The 11,738-nt window shown below is 69.0% G+C and carries 10 protein-coding genes and 1 pseudogene; 9 read left to right on the forward strand and 2 right to left on the reverse strand.

What is annotated here, in order from left to right; genetic code table 11:
* Positions 1–506: 506 nt before the first annotated feature.
* Both ML01_RS25890 and ML01_RS25895 read right to left on the reverse strand, forming a co-directional pair.
* A complete protein-coding gene (locus ML01_RS25890) occupies positions 507–968 on the reverse strand; it encodes a cytochrome c (RefSeq protein ID WP_058558266.1) in 462 nt (153 codons plus the stop codon).
* 221 nt (positions 969–1,189) lie between these two features.
* Positions 1,190–1,831: a peroxiredoxin gene (locus ML01_RS25895; RefSeq protein WP_216819282.1), complete on the reverse strand. Its 642-nt coding sequence runs from the start codon at positions 1,829–1,831 to the stop codon at positions 1,190–1,192.
* Between the two features lie 336 nt (positions 1,832–2,167).
* Between ML01_RS25895 and ML01_RS25900 the strand changes: the two genes are divergently transcribed.
* The 9 genes and pseudogenes from ML01_RS25900 to ML01_RS25940 form a co-directional block, all read left to right on the forward strand.
* Complete coding sequence (locus tag ML01_RS25900; protein WP_254045400.1) at positions 2,168–3,274, forward strand: phosphotransferase enzyme family protein; 1,107 nt, start codon at positions 2,168–2,170, stop codon at positions 3,272–3,274.
* Entirely contained in the window at positions 3,274–3,690 is a 417-nt protein-coding gene (locus ML01_RS25905; protein WP_058558269.1) for a hypothetical protein, read from the forward strand. The genes ML01_RS25900 and ML01_RS25905 overlap by 1 nt, the downstream gene beginning before the upstream one ends.
* Positions 3,691–4,018: 328 nt before the next feature.
* Entirely contained in the window at positions 4,019–5,434 is a 1,416-nt protein-coding gene (locus ML01_RS25910) for a DegQ family serine endoprotease (protein ID WP_082674690.1), read from the forward strand.
* Between the two features lie 21 nt (positions 5,435–5,455).
* Positions 5,456–6,520 carry a DUF72 domain-containing protein gene (locus ML01_RS25915; protein WP_058558270.1) on the forward strand — a complete coding sequence of 355 codons (1,065 nt, stop codon included), beginning with the start codon at positions 5,456–5,458 and terminating at the stop codon, positions 6,518–6,520.
* A 35-nt stretch (positions 6,521–6,555) separates the two neighbouring features.
* Positions 6,556–7,953, forward strand: a complete 1,398-nt coding sequence (gene sthA / locus ML01_RS25920; protein ID WP_058558271.1) for a Si-specific NAD(P)(+) transhydrogenase — start codon at positions 6,556–6,558, stop codon at positions 7,951–7,953.
* A 52-nt stretch (positions 7,954–8,005) separates the two neighbouring features.
* A complete protein-coding gene (locus ML01_RS25925; RefSeq protein ID WP_216819283.1) occupies positions 8,006–8,356 on the forward strand; it encodes a CopG family ribbon-helix-helix protein in 351 nt (116 codons plus the stop codon).
* Positions 8,347–8,628 (forward strand): type II toxin-antitoxin system RelE/ParE family toxin, encoded by a 282-nt coding sequence (locus ML01_RS25930; protein WP_058558272.1) that lies wholly within the window; start codon positions 8,347–8,349, stop codon positions 8,626–8,628. Before ML01_RS25925 ends, ML01_RS25930 begins: the two co-directional genes overlap by 10 nt.
* Positions 8,629–9,171: 543 nt before the next feature.
* On the forward strand, positions 9,172–10,890 hold the full coding sequence (locus ML01_RS25935) for an MATE family efflux transporter (protein ID WP_058558273.1): 1,719 nt from the start codon (positions 9,172–9,174) through the stop codon (positions 10,888–10,890).
* Between the two features lie 256 nt (positions 10,891–11,146).
* Positions 11,147–11,738, forward strand: a pseudogene (locus tag ML01_RS25940) (IS1634 family transposase); the annotation flags it as partial.

Genomic DNA, 11,738 nt, shown 5'->3' on the forward strand with positions numbered 1-11,738 from the left:
CCGGAGTGTTGACCGGAGTGTTGACTGGAGTGTTGACCTCCAGGTCAACACCGCGGCAGAGCGGGATGCACGGACATCGCGAGCGCCGAGCCGACCTGGAGGTCGGCTCTCCGGCCCGGCCCGGCCCGGCCCGGCAAAGCCCGGCCCGGCTCGGCTCCGGCTCGGCAAGTGCTTCGCTGCCGAGCTCCCGAAACCGGGCTTCCGTCGTTGTAGTTGTCGTAATCGTGGTCTGAACCGAATACCCGGACCCGAATACCCGATGCGTTGCCGGGCGTTGACTGGAGTGTTGACCGGAGTGTTGACCGGAGTGTTGACCTCCAGGTCAACACCGCGGCAGAGCGGGATGCACGGACATCGCAAGCGCCGAGCCGACCTGGAGGTCGGCTCTCCGGCCCGGCCCGGCCCGGCCCGGCCCGGCAAAGCCCGGCTCGGCCATCGCACAGAAAAACGCCCGCCCCGCGCAGCGCACGGGGCGGGCGTCTCGCGACGACCTTGCGGCCGTCGGGTCAGTCCTTGCGGAACTCCTTGTGGCAGGCCTTGCAGCTCTCGCCGAGCTTGCCGAAGGCCTCCTGCACGTCTTCCTTGCTCTCCGCCATCGCGGCCACCTCGGCCATGTTGTTGGCGGCCTCGATGAACCCGACCGCGACCTCGCCGACCTTCTCCTGGTTGGTGAAGAGCTCCGGCTTGACGCGGGTCTTGACGTCGCCGATGTCCTTGTCGGTGCCGGGGCCATACAGCGCGCCCATGCCGGAGTTGGCGATGCCGGCGATGGCGTTGGCGGCGGCGGAGACCTGGGTCGGGCTGAACTCGCCGTCCAGGTTCGCCTTGATCTTGCCCATGTTCCAGGACATGAAGCTGTAGCCCGCCTGGCGGGTCAGGATCTGCTCCTCTGGGGTCAGCGGCTCGGCGGCGACATGGCCTGCGGCCAGGGCAAGGGTCAGGGCGGCGAGCGAAACGACTTTTTGCATGGGGGGAGGTCTCCCGTTGGCTACGTTGGGTGGATTCACCTGCTGGCGGCGGGGAGTATTGGGGCAGCGGCACCACCTGTCCAGCGGTGCAATGTGGAACTAGCAAGGATCAGGGCACGCCGGCCCACGGCATCCCGGGCCGAACATGACCCGGCGGACGCGGCGAGCCGGCCCCGAGCACCGCCGGGCGGGAGGCCCGGCCGGCAGCGCTCACCGGCGCCTTACAGCGCCTTCTTGCAGAAGTACCAATCCGTGCACTCATAGCCTTCGTCGACGCGCGCCTCGGCGGCGGCGGCCGTGCCCGGCGGCGGCACGATGACCTTGTCGCCCGGCTGCCAGGCCTCGGGGGTCGCGACCTTGTGCTCATCGGAGGTCTGCATCGCCTTGACCAGCCGGACGAACTCATCGATGGAGCGGCCGTTGCTCATCGGGTAGTAGACCATCGCGCGCAGGACGCCCTCGGGGTCGATGATGAAGGTCGCCCGCACCGCGGACGTATCGCTCGCGCCGGGCTGGATCATGCCGTAGGCCCGGGCCACCTGCATCGACAGGTCCGCGATGATCGGGAAGCCGATCTCGACGCCGAACTTCTCCTTGATGTTCCGCTCCCAGGCGATGTGCGAATAGTTGCTGTCGATGGAGAGCCCGAGCAGCTCGCAGTTGATGGCCTGGAAGTCCGCGTGGCGCTTGGCGAAGGCGATGAACTCCGTGGTGCACACGGGCGTGAAGTCGGCGGGGTGGGAGAACAGCACCAGCCACTTGCCGCGGTAGTCTTCGAGCTTCTTGACGCCGTGGGTGGTCGGCGCCTCAAAGGCCGGCGCGGGCTCGTTCAAACGGGGCATGGCGGGGGCGGTCTGGGTCATGGTTTCCATTGTGATAACACCTCGAGTGGGGAAGGGGCGAGGGCCGAGGGCCGAGGGAACGCTGCTCGGGCCCTCAGCCCTTGGCGCTGATTTCAGGGCCTTGTGCTTGATGCACGGGAGGCATACTAGGAGTTGGTTGTTTCCTGATCCAATCGCTTGTCGCTTCGCTATCGATAACTGTTGCCTATTGATAATAGTCAATTGACTGTTTTTGTCGATTATTGAGCCCTTGGACGCCCGGCCTGCGGGGCTCGCGGCGGCATCGCCACGACGCTGCGCCTGGCAGCGACCACCGGCGCGGTTGCTCCCCGGCATCGCCGCTGGTAGAACCGCGCCATGTCCTACCCGAAGGATCCCGGCCCCCCGATGCCACCGCAGGCAGCGCTGCGCGACATCGCGCGCCGATTTCTCGGCGACGCTGCCGAGCCGCTCGTCGCCGCGCCGCTCGGCGCGGGGCTCATCAACCACAGCTACCGGCTCGACACGCCCGCCGGCGCCTTCGTGCTCCAGCGGATCAATGGGGCCGTGTTCCCGGCACCGGAGCGGATCATGGACAACCTGTCCGCGCTCGCGGTGGCCGCGGGCGAGCATCCCGAGCTCGGCGTGCGGCTGCCGGCGCTGGTGCGGGCCGGCGAGCTGGCCTACGTGCGCGACGCCGACAGCCACCTGTGGCGACTCATGGAGCTGATCGAGCCGAGCCGCACGCTGCGCGCGCTGGACAACGCCGATCAGGCCGCCGAGGTCGGCCGGGTGCTCGGCCGCTTCCACCGGCTCGGCGCGCTGCTGGACCCGGCCGTGCTCGCAGTCACGCTGCCGGGCTTCCACCACACGCCGAGCTGTCTGGCCGCGCTGGACGCGGCGCTGGCCAACGCGACGTCGACGGCCGAGGTGCAGGACGCGCTCGCGTTCATCGACGCCCGCCGCGGGCTCGTCAGCGTGCTCGACGACGCGCTGGCGCACGGCGTGACGCGCCTGCGGCTGATCCACGGCGACCCGAAGCTCGACAACCTGCTATTCGACGCCGCCGGCGAGCGGGCGCTCTGCCTCATCGACCTGGACACGGTGCAACCCGGTCTGCTGCATCACGACCTCGGCGACTGCCTGCGCTCCTGCTGCAACCGCGGCGGCGAGGCCGGTGCGAGCTCCGTGCGCTTCGATCTCGGGCTCGGCGAGGCGCTGCTCGCGGGCTATGCAGAGACCGCTGCCGGGCTGCTGAGCGATGCGGAGGTGGACCTAATCGCCCCGGCCATTCGGCTGATTCCCTTCGAGCTGGGCATGCGCTTTCTGACGGACCATCTGCAAGGCGACCGCTACTTCCGGGTCCGCCACCGCGGCGAGAACCTGACCAAGGCCCGGCGCCAGCTCGCGCTGGTGGCGGACATCGAGCGGCAGAGGACGGCCATCGACGCGGCGGTGCGGCGCGCTTTCAGGCAGCCGGGCTGATGGCGCGGCGACGGGGCAACCGCAATCGCCTGACACCGCGGGACGAGGCGGCGGATCAGGAGCAGGTCCGTGCACTGCTGGCGCGCCTCGCCGAGGTGCTGCGCGACATCGACCACCCGCGCGCGGCGGAGGTGGCGGCACTGCGGGAGAGCTTCGCCACCGACCCCGCCGCGGCCTGGCGTGCCCTCGACGGCAACGCCTGGTGGGCCGGTGCCGGCTCGCTCGCGGCGGAGGCGCTGCTGCCGGCGGAGCGGCTACCCGCCCGGCTCACGCCCGCGGAACGCGCGGCGGCGCCGCAAGCGCTTCGCGCCCTGCTCATCGAGCTTGCGGAGCTGCTGCGCGCCCGCGGCCCAACCAACCCGGGGCTGTCTTCTTGGCTTTTGGCCTTTCGCAACTGGGAGGCGTCTGGGGTATGAGCAGGGGGGAAGGGCCGAGGGCCGAGGGCCGAGGAGGGCTGGCTTCGACCTTGGCGCTTGGACCTTGGCCGGAGCCGGGCCGGAGTTTGGCCAGAGCTTGGCCGGCGCTTGGCCGGCGCTTGGCCGGCGCTTGGCCGGCGCTTGGCCGGAGAGCCGACCTCCAGGTCGGCTACGCATTCGCGAGATCATTGGATCGCGCTCGGTCGGTGTTGACCTGGAGGTCAACACTCCGGCCGACACTCCGACCGACACTCCGGCCGACACTCCGGCCAACGACAACGAAGCAGCCCCTCTCACGGACTTCCGCAGCGGAGCACCGGGAAACCTGATGACGAAACACGCCGACCGCCCAAAGCCGACCTCCCCCGCCGCCCGCCGCGGCGCGTGGAGGCCATGTTGCACCGCCGCCCTGCTCGCCGTCGCGGCGCTGCCGTGGCTGCCGCCCGCAACGGCCGCGCTCCCCGCGGCCGTCGACGGCGAGCCGCTGCCGAGCCTCGCGCCCATGCTGGAGCGCGCGATGCCGGGCGTCGTGAACATCGCGACGGTGACCCGGCTCGCCGTCGCCGATCATCCGCTGCTGCAAGACCCGTTCTTCCGCCGCTTCTTCGACATCCCGGGCCGCCCGCGGGAGCGCGAAAGCCAGAGCTTGGGCTCCGGCGTCGTCATCGACGCCAAGCTGGGCATCATCGCGACCAACCATCACGTCGTGCAGGGCGCGGACGAGATCCGCCTGACCCTGCACGACGGCCGCCGCGTGGACGCACGGCTCATCGGCTCGGATCCCGAGACGGACATCGCCGTGCTGCAGGCCAAGGCGGACGGCCTGATGGCGCTGCCGCTCGCGGACTCCGACGCGCTCAAGGTCGGCGACTTCGTCGTCGCCATCGGCAGCCCCTTCGGGCTCGCGCAGACGGTCACGTCGGGCATCGTCAGCGCCCTGGGGCGCACCGGGCTCGGCATCGAGGGCTACGAGAGCTTCATCCAGACCGATGCCTCCATCAATCCCGGCAACTCCGGCGGGCCGCTTGTGAACTTGGCGGGCGAGCTGGTGGGCATCAACACCGCCATCCTCGCCCCCGGCGGCGGCAACGTCGGCATCGGCTTCGCGATCCCGACCAACATGGCCCGCGCCGTCATCGAGCAGATCCTGGAGCACGGCACCGTGCGCCGCGGGCTGTTCGGCGCCGCCGCGCAGGACCTGACCCCGGAGCTGGCGGACGCGCTCGGCACCGACGTGCGCCACGGCGCCGTCATCTCCAGCGTCGAGCCGGACTCGGCCGCCGCCCGCGCGGGCCTGCTGCCCGGCGACCTGGTGCTTGCGCTGGACGGCAAGCCGGTCAGCAGCTCGGCGGACCTGCGCACGCGCATGGGCCTGCTGCGCGCCGGCAGCGGTTTGGCGCTGACCGTGCTGCGCAAGGGCCGGCGCCTGTCCTTGAACGCCGAGATCGAGGACCCCTTCGCCGACTTCGTGCACGGCGAGGACGTGCATCCGGCGCTCGACGGCGCGCTGCTCGGCGAGCGCGTGCGCGTGTCCGTGCACGCGCGCCGGCGCGTCGTGCAGGTGGGGCCGCTGCGCCCAGGCAGCGCCGCCTGGCTCGCGGGGCTGCGCGAAGGCGACGTGCTGCTCGGCGCCAACGGCTACGAGATCGGCTCGCTGGACGCGCTGCGGCAGGCGCTGCGCACCGGCATCGACAGCTTCCAGGTCATTCGCGACGGCCAGGTGCTGCTGTTGGCCCGGCGCTGAGCCCGCCCCACCTGCCGCGGCATGAGTCAGCTCAGCCTGTTCGACGACGCGCCCGCGGACGCCGATCCCGCTCCGCCGCGGCATCGCAGCAGCGCCACCGGCCCCGCGCCGGGCGTCGCCGCCGCCGCGCCGCCGGCGGCGCTGGCGCGGCTCGCCGCCGCGCTGCCGACGGGGCTCAGGCTCGGCACCTCCAGTTGGTCCTTCCCCGGCTGGGCCGGGCTCGTCTACGCGGGGCCGGCCAGCAAGGCGGTGCTGTCCCGCGACGGCCTCACGGCCTACGCCCGCCACCCGCTGTTCGGCACCGTGGGCGTGGACTGCGGCTTCTACGCGCCGCTCGACGCGCAGCGCCTGGCGCGCTGGGCGGCCCAGGTGCCGGCGGAGTTTCGCTTTCCGGTGAAGGCGCCGGCGGCGGTGACGCAGCGCAGGCTGCGCGCCGGCGAAGGCCGCTGGCAGCCGAACCCGGGCTTTCTCGATGTCGCCACCGCGCTGCGCGAGGCCGTCGAGCCATTTCAAAAGGGTTTGAGTGAGCGCGCCGGCGTGCTGCTGTTCCAGTTCCCGCCGCAGGGTCGCGACATCGATGCGCGCCGCTTCGCCGAGGACCTGTATCGATTCCTCAAGCGACTGCCGGCGGGGCCGACCTACGCGGTGGAGCTGCGCGACGCAACGCTCTTGACGCCCGACTTCGCCGCCGCGCTGCACCACGGGGGCGCCGTGCCGTCCTACGCCTGCCATCCGCGCCTGCCGGCGGTGCCGGTGCAGGGCGAGCTGTTCGCGACCCAGCCGGGTTTTGGGCCGGGGAACAGCGGCCCGCTCGTGATTCGCTGGCTGCTGCGCCGCAACCGCGGCTACGAGGAGGCGCGCGACCTGTATGGCCCCTTCGATCGGCTCGCGGAGCCGGACCCGGACACCCGCCACGCGGTGGTCGCGCTCGTCGCCGCCGCGCTCGCCAATGGGCGGGAGGTCTTCGTCATCGTCAACAACAAGGCGGAGGGCTCCTCGCCGCTCAGTGTGGTCGAGCTGGCGCGGGCCGTGGTTGCCGGCGGCGCCCCGGCGCAGCCCGCCTGCGCCCCGCAACCGCTGTGTTAACCTCCCCCTTTGATTGCCGGGGGTGAGCAGTAACCATGGCCGTACGCGCGTTCGACAGCATCATCATCGGGGCCGGACCGGCCGGCGAAGGGGCGGCCATGAAGCTCGCCAAGGCGGGCCAGCGGGTCGCCGTGATCGAGGCCTACACCCAGGTGGGCGGCGGCTGCACGCACTGGGGCACCATCCCGAGCAAGGCGCTGCGCCACTCCATCCAGATGCTCGCGGACTACCGCCGCAACCCGCTCTTTCACCACACGCTGGACCAGGTGGACGTGCAGTTCCCGGACCTGCTGCGGGCCTCGGACGCCGCCATCGACCACCAGGTGCGCACGCGCTACCGCTACTACCAGCGCAACCGGGTCGAGATCGTGTTCGGCCGCGCGCGCTTCGTTGACCCGCATGTGGTCAAGGTGATGCGCCCCGACGGCGCCAGCGAGGCGCTACGCGGGGACCACATCGTCATCGCCACCGGCTCCCGCCCCTATCACCCGCCGGACGTGGACTTCACGCATCCGCGGGTGCTCGACAGCGATTCCATCCTCGGGCTCCAACACACGCCGCGCAGCTTGACCATTTACGGCGCCGGCGTCATCGGCTGCGAATACGCGTCGATCATGAGCTATCTCGACGTCAAGGTGAATCTGGTCGACACCCGCGACCGGCTGCTGAGCTTCTTGGACGACGAGATCACCGATGCGCTGTCGTACCACCTGCGCGAGCAGGGCGTCATCATTCGCCACGACGAAACCTACGACGCCGTGGAGCCCGCCGACGACGGCGTGGTGCTGCACTGCCGCTCCGGCAAGAAGCTCAAGACCGACGTGCTGCTGTGGGCCAACGGGCGCACCGGCAACACCGAGGACTTGGGGCTCGAGGACATCGGCCTCGCGCCGAACAAGCGCGGCCAACTGGAGGTGAACGAGAGCTACCAGACCGACCAGGCGCACATCTACGCCGTCGGCGACGTGGCGGGGCCGCCGGCGCTGGCCAGTGCGAGCTACGACCAGGGCCGCTTCGTCGGCGCGCACATCGCCGACGGCAAGTGCGACTGGAAGCTCATCGAGGAGTTTCCCACCGGCATCTACACGGTGCCCGAGATCAGCTCCGTCGGCCGCACCGAGCGCGAGCTCACGGCGGAACAGGTGCCTTACGAGGTCGCCCAGGCGCACTTCAAGGCCATCGCCCGCGCGCACATCACGGGCCACACCGTGGGCATGCTGAAGATCCTGTTCCACCGCGAGACGCTTGCGATCCTGGGCATCCACTGCTTCGGCGAGCAGGCCTCCGAGATCGTCCACATCGGTCAGGCCATCATGCGCCAGCCGCCGCCCGCCAACAGCATCCAGTACTTCGCCGAGACCACGTTCAATTATCCGACCATGGCCGAGGCCTACCGCGTCGCGGCGCTGAACGGGCTGAACCGGTTGTTTTGATCGCAACACGCTGTTAGGTTGCGCTCATCGCAACCCGAGGATGGCGCCAAGTATGCCCACGACCATCGGCATCAAGCTCGACGACGAAACCCGTGCGCGCCTGCAGCAGCTCGGCGAGACCCGCGACCGCTCCCCGCACTGGCTCATGAAAACGGCCATTGTCGAGTTCCTCGACCGCGAGGAGCGCATCGAGCAGGAGCGCCTCGAGGACGAGCGGCGCTGGCAGCGCTGGGTCGAGACCGGCGCCCACATCGACCACGACGACATGCTCGCCTGGATGGACGGCCTCGCCGCGCAGGCCGACCACTTGGTCCGCCGACGGCAGAGCGCCGGCGCCGGATCAGAGGCGAGTGCCGCAGAGCCCCAATCCGCCGTTGCCGACGAGCGCGGCGAATGGCGCTGATCTGGCTCCCCGAGGCCAAGGCCGACATCCGGCGTCTGTTCGACTTTCTCACCGACGAGAACCCCGCCGCCGCGGGCAAGGCGATTCGCCTAATCCGCGCCGGGGCCAATCGGCTGCGCGACCACCCCCGGCTCGGGCGGCCGATGCGCGACGGCCTGCGCCGCGAGCTGATCCTGCCCTTCGCCGGCGGCGCCTACCTCCTCCGCTATCGACTGGAAGGCGACACGGTGGCCATCATCCGCGCCTGGCACGGGCGCGAGCAGCGCGACTGATCCGCGCCCCGCGCGACCCCGACGACCTGCGGCAACCAGCCCCGATCCCGACCCTGCTGACCCCGACCCTGATCCCGACGCGCCTGACCGGTCCGACGCCCCGTCGAGACTTGACTCATCCCGCTCGTGACACCGCTCCCGCGGTGTCGCGCAGAGACCTGCCGCGGCAGAGCAGTCGAACGTCGAACAAGGCACACATCTTTGGCCCCGGCTTTGGCATACTCCGGGCTTCCCCGATGGGTCTGTGGTAGATCGGCCGGGGTGGAGTATTCGGCCGCGGCGGGATCTCGGCCCCGACCAAAACTCCGACCACAGCAGCGCTCGCCTGCGCAGTCAGGCGATCCTGGCATGACGCCACCAGGGTTGGAATCCTTGGCTACGCACGGAGCCCGCGGCGCTGGTCGGGATCATGCTCAAGGCCGGATTCTCGATGCCGATTGCGATGCCGATTGCGATCCCGATCCCGATCGGGCCCCAGCCCCTAGCCCCTAGCCCCTAGCACCTAGCCCCTAGCCCCTAGCCCCTAGCCGCCAGCCCCACACCATGCGATGGATCATCAACATCTTCACCAGCTACCTGCGCATCGTCGTGGTGATGGTGATCGTGTTCTTCCTGACGCCGTTCATCGTCAGCAAGATCGGCATGGATCAGTTCGGGCTCTGGTCGCTGATCTTCTCCATCGTCGCGCTGTTCGGGCTCATGGACCTGGGCTTCGCGACGGCGGCGAACAAGTACATGGGCGAGTTCCATGGCAGCGGCGACTACGCCGGTCGCAATCAGGTGCTGGCGACGCTGCTCGCGGTGTACATCGGGCTCGGACTCATCTGCATCGCGGTGGTCGCGGTGGTGTCGCTCTATGCGGCTGACTGGTTTCACCTGAGCCCGGAGCTGGGGCACTGGTTCCAGCTCGCGCTATGGCTCTTGGGCGGCGTGGTCGCCATCAACCTGCCGCTCAACCTGTTCAAGGCGGTGCTGAACGGCAGCGGGCGCATGACAGTGGTGAACGGCATCGATATGTCGATGCAGTTGCTGAACGCCGCGCTCATCGTGACGCTGCTCCAGCAGGGCTACGGCATCCGCGCGCTGATCTTCTCCACGGCGGCGACGATGCTGCTCGGGCCGCTCCTCGCGATGATCCTGGCGTTTCTGCTGACGCCGAAGCTGTCGGTATCGCCGCGGCTCTTCTCGCGGACCCGCGTCAAGGAGCTGCTCGGCTTCTCGTTCTATTTCTTCATCGCAAACATCGCGGTGCTGGTCATCCTGCGCATCGACCCGCCCGTCATCCAGACCTTCATGTCGCTGTCCGCGGTGGCGGTGTATGCCATCGGCGCGAAGATTGCGGAATACACCTATTATCTGAACAAGCAGTTCTCGAACGCGCTGATGCCGCTCGTGGCGCAGTCCCGCGGCGGCGGCGACGAGGCGACCATCGACCGCGTGCTGCTCGACGGCACGCGCTTCGGCATGGCCATCGCGCTGCCCTTCGTCGCGCTGCTGTTCTTCTACGCCGAGGACATCATCCTGCTGTGGATGGGCGAGGACTTCGCCGAGGCCGTGCCGGTACTGCGGCTCCTGCTCGGCGCCATCCTATCGACGGCCATCCAGCTCAATGCGGCCAACGTGCTGGCAATGAACGGGCAGCACCGCTTCGTCGCCTTCGCGATGGCGGGCTCGGCAGCGCTGAATCTGATCCTGTCGGTGATCCTGATCCAGGACTACGGGCTGAACGGCGTCGCCGCGGCGACGCTGATCGCGGCCTTCACGGTGGAGGTGCTGGTGATCATCCCGCGTGCCTGCTGGGCGCGCGGCGTCTCGCTGTGGCGCTTCTTCCGCCGCGCGCTGTGGCCGGTGCTGCCGGCGCTGGTGCCGGCGTTGGGCGTCGCCTGGGGGCTCGACCAGCTACAGCCGAGCGCGGATGGTTTTCTCTGGATCATCCTGGAAGGCGGCGGTGCGGCGCTGATCTATTTCGCAGGCTTCTACGTCACGGGGATGAAGCCCGAGGAGCGTGCATTCATCGGGTCGAAGCTGAAGCTGCCGCGCCGACGGCCGCCCCGGCGGCGGCGCAATGAAGGAGCCCCTGGGCTTACAATTTTTCTGTACCTGCTTTCGGGTATCAGCGTGCTTTCTGGCCTCATACTTGCCATAGTGTTCTGGCCCGAAGGACCTCACCATGGACTCACGGCATATGTTTTGCCCATCACTTGGATCATTGCCGGCGTCGTGAGCTTCGCGATCTTCGCGGCGCTCGGACGGATCTTCTAGCCATCGCCTGGACCAAGGCATTGAAATAATTCGAGAAGCGCTTGATCTGGATCACGGATGTAGGCATGTAATATGAAGCATAGGCCTTGACGAAGAAGGAGTAATTTCCTACGCTTTCCGCATGTACATTGCGACCGTGCCCAATCGCAAATCACCACCCGCGATTCTGCTGCGCGAGTCCTATCGCGACAAGGGCAAGGTCAAGACGCGTACCATCGCCAATCTCACGCATTGGGCACCCGAGCGCATCGAGGCCTTGCGCAAGGCGCTCAAGGGCGATTTCGACGGCATGGACGGGGAAGCGGTCAGCGGCGAGATCTTCGGCGTTTTGTTCGCCTTGAAGCAGCTGGCCGACCAGGTGGGCATGGCGCGCGTGCTGGGGCCGTCCGAAGAGGGCCGCCTGGCCCTGTTCTTGGTGTTGGCACGCATCGCCCATGGTGGCTCGCGGCTGTCGGCCGTGCGCTGGTCGGCGCAGCATGCGGTGAGCGATATCCTCGGCCTGGAAGCCTTCGATGAGAATGATCTCTACGCCGCCCTCGATTGGCTGGAGGCGGAGCAAACGCGCATCGAGCAGCAGTTGTACAAGCGCTACGTGGAGCGCATCGGCGCGCCGCCGGCGATCGTCCTCTACGATGTCACCTCCAGCTATTTCGAAGGCGAGTGCAACGAACTGGCCGACTACGGCTACAACCGCGATGGCAAGCAAGGCAAGCAGCAGATCGTCATCGGCCTGCTGACCGGCGCCGATGGCGAGCCATTGGCGGTGCGGGTGTTCGAGGGCAACACCGCCGATCCGAGCACGGTGAGCACGCAGATCGATCTGCTCAAGCAGCAGTTCGGCGTCGAGG

It is taken from the genome of Thiohalocapsa sp. ML1, assembly GCF_001469165.1.
Taxonomy (GTDB): domain Bacteria; phylum Pseudomonadota; class Gammaproteobacteria; order Chromatiales; family Chromatiaceae; genus Thiohalocapsa.

Bases quoted from the DNA above. Each gene is read 5' to 3' on its own strand.
- ML01_RS25900 (WP_254045400.1), top strand. From the start codon at position 2,168: ATGTCCTACCCGAAGGATCCCGGCCCCCCGATGCCACCGCAGGCAGCG.
- ML01_RS25905 (WP_058558269.1), top strand. From the start codon at position 3,274: ATGGCGCGGCGACGGGGCAACCGCAATCGCCTGACACCGCGGGACGAG.
- ML01_RS25915 (WP_058558270.1), top strand. From the start codon at position 5,456: ATGAGTCAGCTCAGCCTGTTCGACGACGCGCCCGCGGACGCCGATCCC.
- ML01_RS25895 (WP_216819282.1), bottom strand. From the start codon at position 1,831: ATGACCCAGACCGCCCCCGCCATGCCCCGTTTGAACGAGCCCGCGCCG.
- ML01_RS25910 (WP_082674690.1), top strand. From the start codon at position 4,019: ATGACGAAACACGCCGACCGCCCAAAGCCGACCTCCCCCGCCGCCCGC.
- ML01_RS25930 (WP_058558272.1), top strand. From the start codon at position 8,347: ATGGCGCTGATCTGGCTCCCCGAGGCCAAGGCCGACATCCGGCGTCTG.
- sthA (WP_058558271.1), top strand. From the start codon at position 6,556: ATGGCCGTACGCGCGTTCGACAGCATCATCATCGGGGCCGGACCGGCC.
- ML01_RS25890 (WP_058558266.1), bottom strand. From the start codon at position 968: ATGCAAAAAGTCGTTTCGCTCGCCGCCCTGACCCTTGCCCTGGCCGCA.
- ML01_RS25935 (WP_058558273.1), top strand. From the start codon at position 9,172: ATGCGATGGATCATCAACATCTTCACCAGCTACCTGCGCATCGTCGTG.
- ML01_RS25925 (WP_216819283.1), top strand. From the start codon at position 8,006: ATGCCCACGACCATCGGCATCAAGCTCGACGACGAAACCCGTGCGCGC.